Origin of the sequence: Methylocystis sp. B8 (assembly GCF_005771425.1) — a bacterium.
Classification (GTDB): domain Bacteria; phylum Pseudomonadota; class Alphaproteobacteria; order Rhizobiales; family Beijerinckiaceae; genus Methylocystis.
This window is the reverse complement of the sequence record NZ_VBTZ01000007.1, coordinates 1-16,338: the sequence shown is the minus strand read 5'-3', so window position 1 is coordinate 16,338 and position 16,338 is coordinate 1. Positions and strand designations below refer to the sequence as shown.

21 protein-coding genes are annotated in these 16,338 nt (G+C 61.9%); 11 read left to right on the top strand and 10 right to left on the bottom strand.

Translation table 11 applies throughout. The features are described from left to right. Positions 1-92 precede the first annotated feature (92 nt). Entirely contained in the window at positions 93-311 is a 219-nt protein-coding gene (gene infA / locus FEV16_RS12100; RefSeq protein WP_138167892.1) for a translation initiation factor IF-1, read from the top strand. 24 nt (positions 312-335) lie between these two features. After that, positions 336-974, top strand: coding sequence for a Maf family nucleotide pyrophosphatase (locus FEV16_RS12095; RefSeq protein ID WP_138167891.1), 639 nt, complete (start codon positions 336-338; stop codon positions 972-974). A 3-nt stretch (positions 975-977) separates the two neighbouring features. Here FEV16_RS12095 and alr read toward each other — a convergent pair whose 3' ends face one another. Both alr and ybgC read right to left on the bottom strand, forming a co-directional pair. Then, entirely contained in the window at positions 978-2,114 is a 1,137-nt protein-coding gene (gene alr / locus FEV16_RS12090; protein ID WP_138167890.1) for an alanine racemase, read from the bottom strand. Positions 2,115-2,167: 53 nt separating this feature from the next. Continuing rightward, a complete protein-coding gene (gene ybgC / locus FEV16_RS12085) occupies positions 2,168-2,602 on the bottom strand; it encodes a tol-pal system-associated acyl-CoA thioesterase (protein WP_138167889.1) in 435 nt (144 codons plus the stop codon). Positions 2,603-2,760: 158 nt separating this feature from the next. Between ybgC and FEV16_RS12080 the strand changes: the two genes are divergently transcribed. Next, complete coding sequence (locus FEV16_RS12080; RefSeq protein ID WP_138167888.1) at positions 2,761-3,420, top strand: peroxiredoxin; 660 nt, start codon at positions 2,761-2,763, stop codon at positions 3,418-3,420. A gap of 34 nt (positions 3,421-3,454) precedes the next feature. Here the strand turns inward: FEV16_RS12080 and ruvB are convergent, their stop codons facing one another. The 5 genes from ruvB to FEV16_RS12050 form a co-directional block, all read right to left on the bottom strand. Beyond that, positions 3,455-4,495, bottom strand: a complete 1,041-nt coding sequence (gene ruvB / locus FEV16_RS12075) for a Holliday junction branch migration DNA helicase RuvB (RefSeq protein WP_281404854.1) — start codon at positions 4,493-4,495, stop codon at positions 3,455-3,457. Positions 4,496-4,623: 128 nt separating this feature from the next. Further along, on the bottom strand, positions 4,624-5,238 hold the full coding sequence (gene ruvA / locus FEV16_RS12065) for a Holliday junction branch migration protein RuvA (protein WP_138167886.1): 615 nt from the start codon (positions 5,236-5,238) through the stop codon (positions 4,624-4,626). Next, positions 5,235-5,600 (bottom strand): hypothetical protein, encoded by a 366-nt coding sequence (locus tag FEV16_RS12060; protein ID WP_138167885.1) that lies wholly within the window; start codon positions 5,598-5,600, stop codon positions 5,235-5,237. The genes ruvA and FEV16_RS12060 overlap by 4 nt, the downstream gene beginning before the upstream one ends. Continuing rightward, a complete protein-coding gene (gene ruvC, locus FEV16_RS12055) occupies positions 5,597-6,106 on the bottom strand; it encodes a crossover junction endodeoxyribonuclease RuvC (RefSeq protein WP_138167884.1) in 510 nt (169 codons plus the stop codon). Before ruvC ends, FEV16_RS12060 begins: the two co-directional genes overlap by 4 nt. Before the next feature lie 39 nt (positions 6,107-6,145). Continuing rightward, positions 6,146-6,586 carry an iron-sulfur cluster assembly scaffold protein gene (locus FEV16_RS12050; RefSeq protein ID WP_138167883.1) on the bottom strand — a complete coding sequence of 147 codons (441 nt, stop codon included), beginning with the start codon at positions 6,584-6,586 and terminating at the stop codon, positions 6,146-6,148. Positions 6,587-6,837: 251 nt separating this feature from the next. Between FEV16_RS12050 and folE the strand changes: the two genes are divergently transcribed. From folE to FEV16_RS12035, 3 genes are all read left to right on the top strand, one after another. Then, complete coding sequence (gene folE / locus FEV16_RS12045; RefSeq protein WP_138167882.1) at positions 6,838-7,467, top strand: GTP cyclohydrolase I FolE; 630 nt, start codon at positions 6,838-6,840, stop codon at positions 7,465-7,467. Continuing rightward, positions 7,467-7,859 carry a phosphoribosyl-AMP cyclohydrolase gene (gene hisI / locus FEV16_RS12040; protein WP_138167881.1) on the top strand — a complete coding sequence of 131 codons (393 nt, stop codon included), beginning with the start codon at positions 7,467-7,469 and terminating at the stop codon, positions 7,857-7,859. The genes folE and hisI overlap by 1 nt, the downstream gene beginning before the upstream one ends. 114 nt (positions 7,860-7,973) lie before the next feature. Further along, positions 7,974-9,032, top strand: coding sequence for a patatin-like phospholipase family protein (locus tag FEV16_RS12035; RefSeq protein WP_246657304.1), 1,059 nt, complete (start codon positions 7,974-7,976; stop codon positions 9,030-9,032). Here the strand turns inward: FEV16_RS12035 and FEV16_RS12030 are convergent. Beyond that, a complete protein-coding gene (locus tag FEV16_RS12030; protein WP_138167880.1) occupies positions 9,029-9,460 on the bottom strand; it encodes a CBS domain-containing protein in 432 nt (143 codons plus the stop codon). The genes FEV16_RS12035 and FEV16_RS12030 overlap by 4 nt on opposite strands. A gap of 61 nt (positions 9,461-9,521) precedes the next feature. Continuing rightward, on the bottom strand, positions 9,522-10,217 hold the full coding sequence (locus FEV16_RS12025) for a rhomboid family intramembrane serine protease (protein WP_138167879.1): 696 nt from the start codon (positions 10,215-10,217) through the stop codon (positions 9,522-9,524). 324 nt (positions 10,218-10,541) lie between these two features. On the opposite strand from FEV16_RS12025, the gene FEV16_RS12020 reads away from it, so the two are divergent. From FEV16_RS12020 to FEV16_RS12005, 4 genes are all read left to right on the top strand, one after another. Beyond that, complete coding sequence (locus FEV16_RS12020; protein WP_138167878.1) at positions 10,542-11,096, top strand: PAS domain-containing protein; 555 nt, start codon at positions 10,542-10,544, stop codon at positions 11,094-11,096. 221 nt (positions 11,097-11,317) lie between these two features. Beyond that, a complete protein-coding gene (locus tag FEV16_RS12015) occupies positions 11,318-12,235 on the top strand; it encodes an outer membrane beta-barrel protein (protein ID WP_138167877.1) in 918 nt (305 codons plus the stop codon). A 259-nt stretch (positions 12,236-12,494) separates the two neighbouring features. After that, on the top strand, positions 12,495-13,379 hold the full coding sequence (locus FEV16_RS12010) for an outer membrane beta-barrel protein (RefSeq protein WP_138167876.1): 885 nt from the start codon (positions 12,495-12,497) through the stop codon (positions 13,377-13,379). 522 nt (positions 13,380-13,901) lie between these two features. Further along, a complete protein-coding gene (locus FEV16_RS12005) occupies positions 13,902-14,186 on the top strand; it encodes a hypothetical protein (protein WP_138167875.1) in 285 nt (94 codons plus the stop codon). On the opposite strand, the gene FEV16_RS12000 is transcribed toward FEV16_RS12005, so the two are convergent. Then, the gene (locus tag FEV16_RS12000; protein ID WP_138167874.1) at positions 14,176-15,642 is read right to left on the bottom strand and encodes a helix-turn-helix domain-containing protein; all 1,467 of its coding nucleotides are present in this window, start codon (positions 15,640-15,642) and stop codon (positions 14,176-14,178) included. The genes FEV16_RS12005 and FEV16_RS12000 overlap by 11 nt on opposite strands. Positions 15,643-15,810: 168 nt before the next feature. On the opposite strand from FEV16_RS12000, the gene FEV16_RS11995 reads away from it, so the two are divergent. Then, on the top strand, positions 15,811-16,338 hold a 528-nt coding region (locus FEV16_RS11995; protein WP_171015219.1), incomplete at its 3' end, for an ATP-dependent metallopeptidase FtsH/Yme1/Tma family protein.

Genomic DNA, 16,338 nt, shown 5'->3' with positions numbered 1-16,338 from the left:
CTCCCCGGCCGGGGCAGCGGGTTTTTCGCTTTTTTCGCGCTATCTAAGCCGCGCGGCGACGTCGCGGCGGAAAGCGCCCTATAAGGAACCACATGGCCAAGGAAGAACTGCTCGAATTCCCCGGCGTCGTCACCGAACTGCTGCCGAGCGCGATGTTTCGTGTAAAGCTTGAAAACGATCACGAAATCATCGCCCACACCGCCGGCAAGATGCGCAAGAACCGCATCCGGGTGCTCGAAGGCGATAAGGTGCTTGTCGAAATGACGCCTTATGATTTGACCAAAGGCCGTATAACATATCGCTTCCGGTAATTTCCTTTCGGCGGAGCGACATTCTTGACAGCCAATCCTCCAATCGCTCGTCCCAAGCTTATTCTCGCCTCCGCTTCGCCTAGGCGCCTGGCGCTGTTGCAGCAGGCCGGGCTCGACGCCGACGCTCTACTGCCCACCGACATCGATGAGACGCCGCGCCGCGGGGAATCGCCGCGCGCTTACGCCACCCGAATCGCCAGCGAAAAAGCGGCGGCCGCGGCCAAGCTCAGGGCGACGCGGCCCGAGCTGAAAGAGTCGTTCCTCATCGCCGCTGATACGGTGGTCGCCGTCGGTCGCCGGATCCTGCCCAAAGCCGAGACGCGGGAGGAGGCGGAGGAGTGCCTGCAGCTGCTCTCCGGCCGCCAGCACCGGGTCTATTCAGCGGTGAGCCTGATCACGCCGCGCGGCCATGAGCGCAAGCGTCTCGTCGAAGCGCGGCTGCGTTTCAAGCGCCTCGGCTCGACCGAGATTGAAGCCTATCTTTCGACCGGCGAGTGGCGCGGCAAGGCCGGCGCCTACGCCATCCAGGGGCGCGCTGGCGCATTTCTGGTGAAGATCGTGGGGTCTTACTCGGCGGTCGTCGGCCTGCCGATTTACGAGACGGTGTCGATGCTCGCGGGGGAGGGATATCCGGTGCTCGCCCCGTGGTTCGCAATGGCGTGAGAGCTAGGCTCCGACGTAGCGGCGCGAGAAACGCGCGCCGAGTCGGGTAAGGATTTCATAGCCGATCGTGCCGGCGCGCGACGCCGCTTCCTCGACGCAGATGCCTTCGCCGAGCAGCTCTACCCACTCTCCGCGTTGAGCCGCTTCCCGCGGCGCATCGGAGACGTCCAGCACGATGTAGTCCATCGACACGCGGCCGAGGAAGGGACAGCGGACTCCGCCAACGAGCGCTTCGCCCGCCGATTTTCCAACGCAAGCGGTGGCGCCGACCGGGACGCCGTCCGCATAGCCGACGCCGATCGTCGCGATGCGCGTGCGCTTCGGCGCAGACCAAACTGCGTCATAGCCCACACAGGCGCCCGGCTCGATCTCGCGCATTGAGAGGATGCGCGCTTTGAGCCGCGCGACCGTGCGCACAGGGCATTCGGCGTAAGGCGTCGGGTTGCCGCCGTAAAGCGCGTAGCCCGGCCGAATCAGATCGAAATGCGGCCGCTGGGGCAGGAAGACTCCCGAAGAATTTGACATCGACGCCGGAATGTCCGCGAAGCGCGCGCGGGCGTCGAGAAACGCCTCGATTTGGCGTTCGTTGCGGGTCTCGTCGCGCATTTGCGAGCTGACGAAGTGGCTCATCACCAGAACTGGCGTGATCTGGCGGGCGCGCTCCGCCGCTTGCGCCGCCTCGTGGATCGGAATGCCGAAGCGATTCATTCCTGTGTCGAAATGGATCGCGGCTTTCGGTTTGCGGCCGGTCGACGCCCATTCCTCAATTTCGACGAGCGAGCCCAAAGCTGGAAGAAGATCGGCGGCGATGAGACGCCGCGCTGCGCCAGGAACGAGGCCGTCGAACACATAGATGGTCGCGTCTGGCGCAACCGCCCGCGCCGCTTCGCCCTCGACCACATTGGCGACGAAAAATGTTCGGCAGCCAGCCGCGAGCAGCGCTCGCATCACAGGCGCGAGCCCCAATCCATAGGCGTCCGCCTTCACCACTGCGCCACACTCGGCGCCGCCGGCGAGGCGCGCCATCATCCGCCAATTGTCGGAGAGGGCGGAGAGATCAACAGTCAGAACGCCGGTTTCCGCCGGGTCCGAAGTCTCGGTCTGGGGCCGCAGGCGCGTAGCGGGTTCGATGATTCCCATCTCAACGCCATTTTAGGCCGCAAAAGGCGGCGTCCAGATGGCGGGGGATGTTTTTACGCCTTTTGCGCCGAGAGCAAAAGTTCGAACTTGTCGCGGACCTCTGGCGGCAGTCGGCGGGCGCGGCCGTCTCCTACGCACACGACTTTGACCTTGGCGCGGACCAGCAGTTCCGCCTGCCGCAAAACCCGCTGCTCAAGCGTCAGCGAGGCGCCGCCAAGCTCAAGAGCCTCGGTTTCGACGGTCAGTAGATCGTCCATTGTCGCGGGCTTACGAAAGTCGACGTCCATCGACCGAACAACAAAAAAAATCGGCGCGCTCGCGGCGCCCTCCAGCAGCGCGCGCTGATCTAACCCGACCGAGCGCAACATCTCGGTGCGCGCCCGCTCCATGAAGCGTAGATAAGACGCGTGGTAGACGAGGCCGGAAAAATCAGTGTCTTCATAGTAGACGCGAATGGAGAGGCGCTGACACGGTTCGATCGTCTTCATCTGATTTGGCTGGCCGGACGGTCTGAGTTTTGCGAGGGAGAGACTTGAGCGCCGCTGTTCTTGATACTGACCGCAATCGTCGCATTTACTAAATACGCTGTCATAGTCGGCAGAGGGCTCGCGCAAAGCGAGCGCAACCATAGCTGAGGAGCTTTCCCATGTCTTTCCAGATCGGCGAGACCGCGCCGGATTTTGAAGCCGAAACCACGCAGGGACACATCAAATTCCACGATTGGATCGGCGATTCCTGGTGCATTCTGTTCTCGCATCCCAAGGACTTCACGCCAGTTTGCACGACCGAGCTCGGCTACATGGCGAAACTCGAGCCCGAATTTAAGCGCCGCAATGTCAAGATCATCGGCTTGAGCGTCGACCCGGTCGATAATCATGCGAAATGGGCGGTCGACATCGAAGAGACTCAGGGCGCAAAGCCGGACTATCCGATGATCGGCGACACGGACCTGCGCATCTCCAAGCTTTACGGAATGTTGCCGGCGAGCGCAGGCGGCGACGCCAGCGTCAGGACGCCCGCCGATAATCAGACCGTGCGCAACGTCTTCGTCATCGGTCCAGACAAAAAGATCAAGCTCATCATCGTCTATCCGATGACGACGGGCCGCAACTTCGACGAAGTGCTTCGCGTCGTCGACTCGCTGCAACTGACAGCCAAACATAGAGTGGCGACGCCGGTGAATTGGCGCCCGGGCGACGACGTCATCATCGCCGGTTCGGTTTCCGACGACGAGGCGAAGAAAATCTATCCAGACGGCTGGAACGCGCCGCGCCCCTATCTGCGCATCGTTCCGCAGCCGAAGTGATTGGCGGCGGCGCGCTCGCGGCTTGAGTCGCAGGTCATTCCTCGCCTTCTTCAAACAATCCGAATTGCGCGGCGGGGCGCGCCGGCTCAGCGAGGCCAAGGTGACGAAAGGCGTGTGGCGTCAGCAGGCGTCCGCGCGGGGTGCGCTGCAAGAAGCCCTGTTGCAAAAGAAACGGCTCGATGATGTCCTCGATCGCGTCGCGCGGCTCCGACAGAGCCGCCGCGATCGTTTCGATGCCGACAGGACCTCCGCCGAAATTGACCGCCACCAGATTGAGATAGCGGCGGTCCATCACGTCGAGACCGATGGTGTCGACTTCGAGGAGCGACAAAGCGCGATCAGCGAGTTTGCGCGTAATCGCTCCGGCGCCTTCAACGATTGCGAAGTCGCGCACGCGCCGCAGAAGGCGGCCGGCAATGCGCGGCGTGCCGCGTGAGCGGCGCGCGATCTCTTTTGCGCCCGCCTCTTCCATGCCGACGCCCAGCACGCGCGCGCCGCGCTTGACGATCAGCTCCAATTCTTCCGGCGTGTAGAAATTCAGACGAACAGGGATGCCGAAGCGATCGCGCAAGGGCGTTGTCAGCAACCCAGCGCGCGTCGTTGCGCCGACGAGCGTAAATTTCGCAAGATCGATCTTCACCGAGCGCGCAGCCGGACCTTCGCCGATGATGAGATCGAGTTGGAAGTCTTCCATTGCGGGATAGAGGATTTCTTCAACCGCGGGGTTCAAGCGATGAATCTCGTCGATGAACAGCACGTCACGCGGCTCGAGATTGGTGAGCTGCGCCGCGAGGTCGCCGGCCTTGGCGATGACGGGGCCGGATGTCGAGCGAAAGTTGACGCCAAGCTCGCGCGCAACGATCTGCGCCAGCGTCGTCTTGCCCAATCCCGGCGGGCCGACGAGCAGCACATGATCGAGCGCGTCGCCGCGCGACTTGGCCGCCTCGATGAAGACCTTGAGATTGGCGCGCGCCGCCTCCTGGCCGGTGAAGTCGGCGAGCGACAGCGGGCGCAACGACGCGTCGGCGTCGTCATCGCGCTGCTCGGGGCTGACAAGGCGCGCGGGCGTAGTCAAATGGGCGGCTCCGATGCGCTGGCGCAGGCGCAAGACTAGATGCGGCAAACGGAGCCGCGCCGTGAATCGCCCGTCATCGCAGTATCAGTATATGTCCCTCGATGATTTCGAGGAACTTCCGCCGCTGCTCAGCGCGCGAGTTCGCGCAATCCTTGCCGAATTAGCGCGCCGGCCTCAGCGGCTTCGCCAAGCTGCTTGAGGCCTTCGGCCACTGCGGCCGCCGCCTGCGGCCGGCCATAGCCGAGATTGACCAGAGCAGAAATCGCGTCACGCGCGGCCGAGGGCGCGCCTTCGGGCTCTTCGCCAGACAGGCGCGCGACGGCAGGGTCGATAGCGCCGAAGACTGGGGCCTTGTCCTTCAGCTCCGCGACGATGCGCGCGGCGAGCTTGGGTCCGACGCCCGGCGCGCGGGCGACTGTCGCCTTGTCCTGTAGGGCGATGGCGGATGCGAGATCGTTTGCGGGAAGAATCGAAAGAATCGCCAGCGCCACTTTGGCGCCGACGCCCTGTACCGTTTGCAGCAGACGGAACCAGTCGCGCTCCGCCTCGGTCGAGAAGCCGAAGAGCCTGATCGAATCTTCGCGTACTTGAGTCTCGATGGCGAGCGCGGACGCCTCGCCGACGCGCGGCAGCTTTTGGAGCGTGCGTGTCGAACAATGCACGACATAGCCGACGCCGTTGACGTCGAGAATCACGAAGTCCTCGCCATAACTGTCGACGAGGCCCTTGAGCTTGCCGATCACGGCGCGCAGCGGGTGAAGACCGCGCTCTTTGTTCCATCCGCCCAGAGGATCTGCAGGCCGGCGGAGTCGACGATAAGGGTGAACGAATCCTTGTGCGGCTCATTCGATTCCTCGCCGACGCAGGACTTGGCGGTCGCCTTATAGAGGGCGCGGCCGCCCTTATTTTCTGTTTGATCGTAGTCCACGCCTTTGCAGCTGAACGTCGGCAGGACGGCCTCGCTCTCAGTGATCGTCGCGAAATAGTCCTTCGCCTTGCAGGCGGCCGCGTCAAGCGCGTAGCGTCCCGCTGGCGAATCCTTATTTACCGAGGCGGCGATGGCTGGCGCCGCTGACAAAGCGAGCAGCAATGCGATGCTTCTCATCCGATTTTCTCCTTGAGAGTCCGAACGCCGCGATGTTGCGCATGGCATATTGCGACCGCGAGCGCATCGGCGGCGTCGGCGCTCGTCGCGGCGCTCGCCGGCAATAGCACGCGCACCATCATTTGCACTTGGGCCTTGTCAGCGTGGCCGGCGCCGACGACGGTCTTCTTGACGAGATTGGCGGCATATTCGGCGATGACAAGGCCGGCGAGGGCGGGGGCGGTCAGCGCCACGCCGCGCGCCTGTCCGAGCTTTAGGGCCGATTGCGGATCGCGATTGATGAAAGTCTCTTCGATCGCGGCTTCATGCGGCGCATGGTCGGCGATGACGCCCATCAGTCCTTCATGCAATTGCCGCAGCCGCTCGCCCATGTTGAGCATCGCGTCCGATCGGACGCGCCCGCAGGCGATGAAGGAAAGCCGTGATCCCCGCGCCTCGATGACGCCCCAGCCGGTGTTGCGCAGGCCGGGATCGATTCCAAGGATGCGAATCGGGGCGGGGGACATGCGCGAGGTTAGGCGCAGAGCGGCGCGCGACGCTAGCGGTCAGCTTGCGTCTTGGCTCGCCTCCGCCTTCGTCACCGCGTCCGCCACCGCGTCAAAGGCAAGCATGGTCGAGCCGTGACGGGCCTTGTAGTCGCGCACCGGCTCCAGCACCGCGAGGTCGGCCCATTTGCCTGTCGGCGGGGGGCCGTTCTCCTTCAACATTTTTCGCAACGCCTCGCGCGTCTCGCGCAGCTCCTGGGGCGTCGAGCCGACGATATTGCGCGCCATGATCGAGGCCGACGCCTGACCTAGCGCGCAGGCCTTCAACTCATGGGCGTAGTCCGCCACTTTGCCTTGGCGCAGGCTAAGATCGACGGTGATCGTGGAGCCGCAGAGCTTGGAATAGGCGGAGGCGGTCGCGTCTGGCCGCGGCAGCCGGCCGATGCGCGGAATGTTTCCGGCAAGCTCCAGAATGCGTTGATTATAAATGTTGTTGAGCATCGCCGCCGGCGCGTTACAAGCCAAGGCCTTACCATCGCCTCGATGAATCTCTATATAGGATTTTGCGCGCCTTCGCGAAAGCGGCGCGGCGCGCCGGGGTCTGGCACGGCCTTTGTTTAACTCGAATTCTCGCGTCATCTCGAGCTTTTCCCGGAGAGGGCGACGATTTGGGACCGCCTCGCGCCAGTGCGAGAGGCATTCGCTGCACTGCGCCTTCTAGGGCGCGCGCTGGACGCATTTGGAGGCGCCACATGGATGACGTGGTTAAGACCTTTCCCTTTTCTTCCCTCGAGACGGCGCGAACCGTAGAACGCCCCTCCCGCGATGAAGCCGAAGCGGCGGTCCGCACCTTGCTGCGCTGGGCCGGCGACAATCCGGATCGCGAAGGCCTGCGCGACACGCCGAGGCGCGTCGTCAAAGCCTATGAAGAATTCTTTAGCGGCTACCGTGAGAGCGCCGACGAGGTTCTGTCGAAGGTCTTCGAGGAGGTCGAAGGCTATGACGATCTCGTGCTTGTGCGCGACATTCCTTTCACTTCGCACTGCGAACACCATGTCGTGCCTTTCGTCGGCAAGGCGCATATCGCCTATTATCCGAACGGCGGGGTGGTCGGTCTGTCGAAGCTCGCCCGCCTCGTCGAGATCTTCGCGCGCCGGCTCCAGACTCAGGAGGCGATGACGGCGCAGATCGCGGCGGCGATCGATGAAGCGCTCGCGCCGCGCGGCGTCGCCGTGATGGTCGAGGCCGAGCACATGTGCATGTCGATGCGCGGCGTGATGAAGCAAGGGTCGTCCACAGTCACCATGCAGTTTTCGGGCGTGTTCCGCGACGATCCGGCCGAGCAAGCGCATTTCTACACGCTGCTGCGCGGAGCGCGGTGATGTCGCAAGCGTCCAAAGAGGATGTGGAGGAGGGGGTCGTTTTCGCGCCGAAATTCGATGCGCATGGCCTCATCGTCTGCGTCACCACGGAGGCTGCGACGCGCGAAGTGCTGATGGTCGCCTATATGAACGAACTCGCGCTCAAGAAAACGATCGAGACGGGCTTCGCCCATTATTGGTCGCGGTCCCGCCAGGCTCTGTGGCGCAAAGGCGAGACATCAGGTCAGACGCAAAAGGTCCTGTCGTTGCGCGTCGACTGCGATCAGGACGCCTTGTTGCTCGAAGTTGAAGTCGGCGGCGACGGCAAAGCCTGCCATACTGGAAGGAAATCCTGCTTTTATCGGTCGCTCGACGGCAAGGGCGCGCTGGTTTTCGCCGCCGATGGCGCATAGCCGACGCTATCTGGCGGAAAGTTAACCCGAAAGCCACTTTCTAGGCGCAGGCTGTTTGCCAATATATCTCCTGCTATTTCACCGTCAGGGACACAGTTGAGCAGGAAGGCAGGTATGTTATCGCTGCGCTCACGCAACCTCCAGGATCACGACGCCGAAGCGGGTAGCGGGATGACGGACGAACCACAAGCTCCTCCCACCACCATCGTTCGCAAGGCGGATACCGAGGCCAAACGTGAGAGACGCGGGCAGCCAACGATCGGATTGGCGCTCGGCGCGGGCGCGGCGCGCGGATGGTCGCACATCGGCGTGATCCGCGAGCTTGTCGCCCACGGAATCTGCCCGGACGTGATCGCCGGCACGTCCATCGGGGCAGTGGTCGGCGGATGCTACGCGGCCGGCAAGCTTGATGCGATCGAAACCTTTGCCCGGTCCCTGACCAAGCGGCGCGTCTTCACGCTGATGGATCTGTCGTTTTCCGGGGCGAGCCTGATCACTGGCGAACGCCTGCGGTCGGCGCTGGAGAAGGAACTCGCAGACATCGACATCGAAGAGCTGCCGATCCCCTTCGCCGCTGTCGCGACCGAAGTCGGCACGGGGCATGAGGTCTGGCTGCAGCACGGATCGCTATCGCTCGCCATCCGCGCGTCCTACGCCCTGCCCGGCATCTTCGAGCCGGTGCGCATCGGCGACCGCTGGCTGTTCGATGGCGCGCTGGTCAATCCGGTTCCGGTCACCGTATGCCGGGCGCTTGGCGCTGAGTATGTGATCGCGGTGAATGTCACTGCTGACACGATGTATCGCGCGCGCGTCATTCGCGACGACCCGGCGGCGCTCAAGCGTGCGGCGGAGGCAGGGCCGTTTGGAGAAAAGGCGGACGGTTCATTTGTGGATCGCTTCCTGCCCCGTTATTTCGATCGCCTGGCTAGCGACGCGCCGAATGTCGCCACCGCCATGATTGACGCCTTCAACATCATCCAGGACCGGATTCTGCGTTCGCGATTGGCTGGCGACCCGCCGGACGCGACCATCACAGCGCGCATGGAGGAGGTCGGAATGTTCGACTTCCACAGGGCTGAGCAGCTCATCCATGTCGGCAGCGAGGCGACGAAGCGGGCGCTGCCGAACATCTTCGCTCACATCCCGCTGCCCACTGCGGCGCCCGCGACTTAGGCTTGAGCGATATATTCCCGCATCGAGCGGTGTTCTTCCTCGATGACGCGTATGCGGTATTTGACGACGTCGCCAATCGAGACGAGCCCCACGAGCACGGTTTCCCGAACCACCGGAATATGCCGGCGCCGTTCGATCGTCATGACGCGCATCGTATTCTCGACAGCGTCCTCTTCGCGGGCCGGCTGGGGGTTGGGCTGCATATAGGACGATATTGGTTGCGTCAGCGCTTGGGGTCCGTCCAGCGCGACTGCGGAAACGATGTCGCGCTCGGCGATCAGTCCCGCTAATCGGCCGCTGTCGTCCAAAATGACAAGCGCGCCGATTCTGTAACGCATCATGAGCTGAGCCGCCTGTTGCAGCGGTGTGTCGGCGCTCGCAGTCACCACTTCTCTTCCTTTCTCTGCGAGTATGTTTGAGATCGTCATCTGGCCCTCCTTTTCCCTCTCGACCGGTCTCCCTCGCCAGTCAAAGAGCGTTACTGCGAATTCAAGGCGCGCCGGCCCGCCGATCGAATAGACTGAAAAAGAGCAGGCCGAACAAAAAACCTCCCACATGCGCCTCCCAGGCAATGGCGCTTGAGACGCCGGCCGCCTGCGGGAATGCGCCAAGAAGCAAGTTCGCCGCTAGCCATGCAATGAGGAAAAACATCGCCTGCCGGTTTAGCGGCAGTTGCGACAGCGAAGTGGAACCAGATTCCTCGTCGTATGGCGCCTGCGAGCTGCGCCTCCCGTCCGCCAGCCGCGCACCTGGCGTAAATGCGAAACGCACAATCGCCCCCATTGTTCCTGAGATTGCGCCTGACGCGCCGACGACCGGCGCGATCTCGTAAGGATGCAGCGCAAGAAAGAACAACGCGCCTGCGAACGCGCTCGCGGCAAGAAAGAGAAGGTAGCGCTCCGAGCCGAATCGGCGCTCGACCGGCGTGCCGAAGGCGGCAAGCGCTAACGCATTAACGACAAGATGCGTCCAGTCGCCGTGCAAAAAAAAGTAGGTCAGCATCGTGGCGTATTCGGCGCCGCCTTCAATCATAACGCGCGCCGGAATGAAAGCGAAGGTTCCCAGAAGCCATTGAGCGAATTCCGGCGGACCATAGGCGACAATGAACTGCACGGCCGTCAGCGCGAAGATGAGCGTCTTCGTCACGATCGGGAGATTGAAAATGCGTTCTCGTGCCGCCGTCACGGGCGCTCTTTCGCTTGGGTCGCGCGACTGCCGCGCAGTCTAATTAGCGCCGCGCAGCCCCGCTGTCCCGAATTGGAGCGCGAAGGCGCCGCCTATGACGCAAGCGAATCGCTGTGGGACAGGATGGCTCGATAGCGTCTTGTAAGGGAGTGGAAGGTGCGGCCTTGATTCCGCCCGCTCCGGGCGGGCGTTGAAGCGGCGGCGCGCGGGTTCGACTTTACGTCGGCGTCGGCTGGCACGGCGGATGCTCCGTCGATGGCGGGGCGGCGCCTTCTGACGGTAGCGTGCCAATCCTGGGCGGGCGCAGCAGGTCGGGCGGGTTCAATGAAAGCGCCGGTCATGAGAGATCTCTACCAATATTGGCGCAATTTAAGGGGAAAACGCGCCGCTCCAGATCGCGCGGAAATCGACCCGGAAGCGATTCGGCACATCCTGCCGGACACATTCATTCTGGAGGTCGATTTTGACCTCGGATTTCCCATTCGATTGTGCGGCCCGCGGGTTAACGCATTTTGGCTGAGCGAGCAGAAGGGACGCCTCTTCCTGAATTGGTGGCGTATCGAGGACCGGGCGCGCATCGTCCAGACGATTCGGCAAGTCGTCGAGGCAGAGATTCCTATGGTTGCAAACGCGTGCGCTGCGGCCGCAGGCGACCAAGAGAGCAAGGCCGAACTCGAGTTGCTGCTGCTGCCGTTGCGCCATTTTGGCAAGAGTCATTCTCGCATGCTTGGATCGGTTACCTCTTTGACTCCCTTTCCTTGGTTTGGCGATTGCACTGCGCAACCGCTGGAATTGCTTGCCGCGAGAAGAGCGGACGAGGAGATCGACGACCCGGTCATAAACCGGCGTGGCGAAGCCATCACCCTGGCGGCGTTTTGAACGGGTCTGGCGGTCGGGTCTTCCGTGGCGAAAGCCCTCGGGCGCGTATTGTGGCGCCGGCGCCACACCGCGCGGAAATCCGACTGAACTCCAACGAAAACCAGAGCTTTTGCGTTGACTGTGCGCGCCCTTGACTGATTGAGTGCAGTGCAAGGCGAGCAATCGCCGAAAGCTTCAAAAGGGCAGTTCGGCCTATGCGCATACAAGCTACGAGGATTGATATGAAGAGAACTCTTTCCGTCGCCGCGTTGGCGGTTGCGCTGACGGGCTCAGCTTTCGCTGCCGATCTCCCCCACTATAAGGCTCCGCTGCCGCCCCCGCCGCCGCCCCCGCCGCTTTGGACCGGCTTCTACGTCGGCCTGAACGCGGGCGGAACGTGGGCGAATAGCAACCGCTTAACGCTTTCGAACGCTCCGCTCGTCATAGACCCTGCTGGTGGTCTGGTCGCCATTGGGCCTGCCACCGCAGCCGCCTTCGGCGCTAGCGGCGTGTTCTCAACCTCCAATAACGGGGGCTTCATCGGCGGCGGCCAAATTGGCTACAATTGGCAGTTCTACAACGGGGCTGCCCTCGCCGGCATCGAGGCTGACATTCAAGGCATTGCGAGCAGTCGCTCGGGGAACGCTTATTTCACCGCAGTTCCGGTTACCGCCGGTGGATTTGTTGCTGGTTTCAATGCCTTCCAAGGCATCAGCGTGTCAAAGAGCTTGGACTATATCGGCACTGTCCGCGGCCGCCTTGGTTGGCTGTTCACGCCTACTCTCTTAGTATACGGCACCGGCGGTCTCGCCTACGGCGGCGTGCGGACAGGCTTCAGCGTGGTCGGCGCGCCGATCCCCTCGCCCATTCCCTTCACCAGCTGGTTCGGCGCGTCTTCCTTTGCCGACACCCGCGTTGGCTGGACGGCCGGCGGCGGCTTGGAGTGGATGTTCATGCCGAAGTGGAGCGCTAAGGTCGAGTATCTCTACTATGACCTTGGCACGGTGACCTCGTCGGCTGTGTCGATCGCCAGCTCTCCTACAGGCGCTGCGTTCGCCAACTTTTTGCAGTCCAGCGCCCGCTTCAACGGCCACATCGTGCGCGCCGGCGTGAACTATCACTTCAACTGGGGCGCTCCCCCGGTCGTCGCGAAATACTGATCGACCGAAAGAGTCTGTAGTTAAAATCCCGGCCCCAAAGGCCGGGATTTTGTTTTGGGCTTTCGGCGCCGACGATTGTGCGTTTGTTGCCTCTGCGCAACACTTTTCGAAAATGAGCTTCCGCCCACTTCGAATCTCATATTCACGCGTTGACTGTGCGCATCGTTGGTCGCTTGATTGCGCTTACGGCCAGCAATTGCTGGGGTTTCATAGCAGCGGATCAGGCAAAGTCTTTTTTGCCCAGGCAGTGAGGATTGAGATGAAAAAGATACTTACCGCACTGGCTCTCGTGTTGACCGCCGGCACGGCCCTTGCGGCCGATCTTCCCCACTACAAGGCGCCGCTGCCGCCGCCCCCGCCGCCTCCGCCGCTATGGACGGGCTTCTATGTCGGTCTGAACGCTGGCGGAACCTGGGCGAATAACAATTCAATCTATGTGACGAACTGGCCGGCGGGCGGGGCTTTCAGCGTCGCGAACCTGCTGTTGAGCGGCAGTCTGTCCGCAAATAACGGCGCCGGTTTCATCGGCGGCGGCCAGATCGGTTACAATTGGCAATTTTACAATGGCAGCCTTGTCGCGGGCATTGAGGCGGACATTCAGGGCATTGCCGGCTCCAGGGGTGGCAGCAACTCTTGGGCTGCCGTTCCGATCGCTACCATAACTATTGGCGACACGCCTGTTCCGATTAATCTTCTCTCGAATGTTAACGTACGGAGGTCGCTTGACTACCTGGGTACGGTGCGGGGGCGCCTTGGCTGGCTCTTCACGCCGACCTTGCTCGTTTATGGCACTGGTGGCCTCGCTTATGGCGGCGTCAACGTCAACGTGAGCAATTTTCAGGCATTGACGTTGGGCGGCTTAATCATTCCCGCTCAATTCGGAGCAGGCAGCCTCTCGGACACGCGCGTCGGCTGGACAGCCGGTGGCGGAATCGAATGGATGTTCTGGCCCAATTGGTCGGCAAAAGCGGAATATCTGTATTACGATCTTGGCACTGCCGCGGGATCTGCGGTGAACGTCGGTCTTGCGGGGACCGTCGTTTCAATATCGCAGTTCTCGACCCGATTTAACGGCAATATCGTTCGCGCCGGCGTGAACTATCACTTCAACTGGGGCGCGCCCCCGGTCGTTGCGAAATACTGACCTCTCCTGAACAATCGACGCCAAACGAGCCCGGCCTCTCGGTCGGGCTCAATCTTGTGCGGGGCTTACGAGCCTTGAAAAGGTTCGCCGCAGCGCTGAGTTCGGCCTAGAGCATTACGAAGTTGCTTGTTGCAGCGCGACATGCGGAATTGCATGGAAGAGCGTCTGAGCGCTCAAGCATGATTCAATCGCATCGGTCGCGATTAATCGTCTGGCGCACGTCAATATTAATGATTCGTTCGCTGGCTTTGATTCTTGGTGACGAGGTCGGACGCGCCGCAGGAGCCCTATAAGATCGCGGCGCGATGAACTCCGCTTTCTGAAGTCTCGTCGGTGAGGCTGCTCGTCCGAGTAATGTCGCCGAAGCGGAAAAGGCGCACCTTACAACCCGTCAGCGACGGAAATTGTAAGACCCGCGATGCTCGAGAAAGCGCGCCGCCCCTCGCCTCGCTTGGTGGCGGGCGACGTCTCGCTTATTCGCGTAAGGTTCAGGCGTTCACGAAGGCCGTAATCGCCAGGGTGATGGCGGCGGCGGCGGCGAAAATCGAGAGAATCGCTGAGATGGCGTTCATGGCGTTTTCTCCTGTCCTTCTCAATTGCGGTCATTTCGCCGCACTTGGGAGCTGGCGCGACAAATTAGCGCACCGTCTAAGGAAAAAGCCAAGTGGGAAAACCTGTTGCGCCGCACTCAAGGCGCTGCTCGTGGATATGCCGCGCGAATCCGCCGAAGCGGGAAAGTCCGGTTTACTCAATGATCGTGGCCTAGGTTTCGACCGACCTTGCGCCGCAACGACGATTACTCAGTGAGCGACAGCAGCTTCGCCCTGAGGTCGCCAATTTCCAGTTCGGCCTGCACCTGATTGCTGACGTCATATTGCACGCCAAGAAAATACAACAGGTGGCCGTCCGCATCGAAGAGTGGGGTGATGTTGAGCCTGTTGTGAAAGAGCGCGCCGTCCTTGCGGTAATTGCGCAAAGTGACTTCGACTTGTTCACGATTGAGGATTGCTTCGCGCAGCCGCTGTCTTCCCTCCTGGTCGCGATCTTCGGCCTGAAGAAAGCGGCAGTTACGTCCTATGATTTCATCAAGCCCGTAGCCGGTTATCCGTGTGAAGGGCCGGTTGGCATAGATGATAGGCGTATCTTCGAGGTCTGGGTCTGCGAGCGTAACGCCATTGACGCAGGCGTCGAATATGGTCGTCAGAAGCTTGGAGACGACCTCAGCGTCCTTTTGCAGGGTGAAGAGCTGGCCTTTGTTCTGGCTTCGGGCGCGGGCCCATATCCGGTAGGCGCTCGGCGCCATTCCGGCGAACCGCCGAAAAGCGCGTCGAAAACTCGCTTCGTCCGCGAATCCCGCGCTCGCGACGAGTTCTTTCACTGGCTTGGCGCTTGTTTCGAGCAGCGTGCGCGCAGTTTCCACGCGTATCCGGTCGATGAATGTCTTCGGCGACTCTCCGCAAGCCTGCTTGAGCTTTCGATGCAACGTTCGCTCCGACGTTAAAAGCGCTCGTGCGAGTTCCTGAGCGCTCATCAACGCATCCGATTGGCGAACAATTCGTTCGGCGTCGGCGAGAAAGGCGCTTGCTCCCGCGTTCAGCGTCGTTGCGGCGTAGGAATTTTGACCGTGATGCGCGCCCTTGGCAGGCGCCGCCTCGCCGACGGTGAATGCCGCAGCGACCCGCGCCGCATCCGCCCCGCAAAGCGTGCGAACGACATGCAGAGCGACGTCGATCCAGGAAAATGGGCCGGCCGCCGTAACGACTCGACGGTCCTCGATCAACCGCGCGCTCCAGGCGGCGTCGACCCTCGCATAGCGCTGCTTCAGCTCCTCATAATCCCGCCAACTCGTCGTGCAGCGGCGACCCTCCAGAAGGCCAGCCTCGCCAAGAAGAAATACGCCTGATCCGCAACCGGCGATTAAAGCGCCGCGCGCGTGATGGCGACGCAGCCAAGCGGCGGTCGCGCTGAAAGGGGACATGTCCGGCGGCCTGCCATTCGCGTCTGGCGAGAAGCTCGGCACGATAATGGCGTCGCAGGTCTCGATAGCCTCGAAGGAAGCGGCGACAGGGAAGCTTGCGCCTGAACGATCGCGGACCGCCTCGCCATCAGGGCTCGCAGCAACAACGATAAATGGATCTGAAGCGCTTTCCGCGGGCGCGCCGGCGCGGACGATTGCGCGCCTGGCGAGCGACAAAATGTCTGACAGCCCAGAGAAAGCCGAGCCCAGGCATTCGTTTAAGCCGGCAAGGACGATCTTACGCATCCGCCTCTGCTTTTGGCGAATTATGAACCTTGTTTGGCGATTGCGCCATCCTGACCTAGATTACTTCTAATCTCATCCTCGGCTAGCCGCGCCCAATGCGCCGCCGGCCAAGGATGCATACATGTTGACGCGACGCCGGTCCGCCACGGCTCCGTCATGGAGGTGAAAATGAAGGCGAATTGGAAGAAATATTTGCCTTGGGTCGTCTTTGTCGCCGTCGGGGCGCTGCTTTTTGGACTTTTCCAACACCAGCAGACCCGTACGCCCGCGCGCGAGATCACCTTCAGCGAACTGCTGGTGCAGATTGACGAAGGGCGCATCCACGATGTGACGATCTCCGGCAACGAGATTTCCGGCCACTTCAACGACAATCGCTCCTTCACGACCTATGCGCCGAATGATCCGGGGCTCGTGCAGAAGCTTGAGTCCAAGAAGGTGCAGATCAGCGCCAAACCTGCAAATGATAGTCCCGGTTGGCTCTCGACTCTGCTGGTCAACGGACTGCCGCTGCTGCTGTTCATCGCCGTCTGGATTTACATGGCGCGTCAGATGCAGGGCGGCGCCGGTCGCGGCGCGATGGGCTTTGGCAAGTCGAAAGCGAAGCTTTTGACCGAGACGCAAGGGCGCGTCACATTTGAAGACGTCGCCGGCGTCGACGAAGCCAAGGAGGATCTGCAGGAGATCGTCGAGTTCTTG

What these genes read in the sequence shown, in the direction of transcription:
- ruvC (WP_138167884.1), bottom strand. Translation starts at nt 6,106, where the DNA reads ATGTCCCCCGCCCCGATTCGCATCCTTGGAATCGATCCCGGCCTGCGC.
- FEV16_RS12080 (WP_138167888.1), top strand. Translation starts at nt 2,761, where the DNA reads ATGTCTTTCCAGATCGGCGAGACCGCGCCGGATTTTGAAGCCGAAACC.
- FEV16_RS12005 (WP_138167875.1), top strand. Translation starts at nt 13,902, where the DNA reads ATGGCGGCGGCGGCGGCGAAAATCGAGAGAATCGCTGAGATGGCGTTC.
- FEV16_RS12035 (WP_246657304.1), top strand. Translation starts at nt 7,974, where the DNA reads ATGTTATCGCTGCGCTCACGCAACCTCCAGGATCACGACGCCGAAGCG.
- FEV16_RS12020 (WP_138167878.1), top strand. Translation starts at nt 10,542, where the DNA reads ATGAAAGCGCCGGTCATGAGAGATCTCTACCAATATTGGCGCAATTTA.
- folE (WP_138167882.1), top strand. Translation starts at nt 6,838, where the DNA reads ATGGATGACGTGGTTAAGACCTTTCCCTTTTCTTCCCTCGAGACGGCG.
- ybgC (WP_138167889.1), bottom strand. Translation starts at nt 2,602, where the DNA reads ATGAAGACGATCGAACCGTGTCAGCGCCTCTCCATTCGCGTCTACTAT.
- FEV16_RS12015 (WP_138167877.1), top strand. Translation starts at nt 11,318, where the DNA reads ATGAAGAGAACTCTTTCCGTCGCCGCGTTGGCGGTTGCGCTGACGGGC.
- hisI (WP_138167881.1), top strand. Translation starts at nt 7,467, where the DNA reads ATGTCGCAAGCGTCCAAAGAGGATGTGGAGGAGGGGGTCGTTTTCGCG.
- FEV16_RS12010 (WP_138167876.1), top strand. Translation starts at nt 12,495, where the DNA reads ATGAAAAAGATACTTACCGCACTGGCTCTCGTGTTGACCGCCGGCACG.
- FEV16_RS12000 (WP_138167874.1), bottom strand. Translation starts at nt 15,642, where the DNA reads ATGCGTAAGATCGTCCTTGCCGGCTTAAACGAATGCCTGGGCTCGGCT.
- FEV16_RS12030 (WP_138167880.1), bottom strand. Translation starts at nt 9,460, where the DNA reads ATGACGATCTCAAACATACTCGCAGAGAAAGGAAGAGAAGTGGTGACT.
- FEV16_RS12060 (WP_138167885.1), bottom strand. Translation starts at nt 5,600, where the DNA reads ATGAGAAGCATCGCATTGCTGCTCGCTTTGTCAGCGGCGCCAGCCATC.
- infA (WP_138167892.1), top strand. Translation starts at nt 93, where the DNA reads ATGGCCAAGGAAGAACTGCTCGAATTCCCCGGCGTCGTCACCGAACTG.
- alr (WP_138167890.1), bottom strand. Translation starts at nt 2,114, where the DNA reads ATGGGAATCATCGAACCCGCTACGCGCCTGCGGCCCCAGACCGAGACT.
- FEV16_RS12050 (WP_138167883.1), bottom strand. Translation starts at nt 6,586, where the DNA reads ATGCTCAACAACATTTATAATCAACGCATTCTGGAGCTTGCCGGAAAC.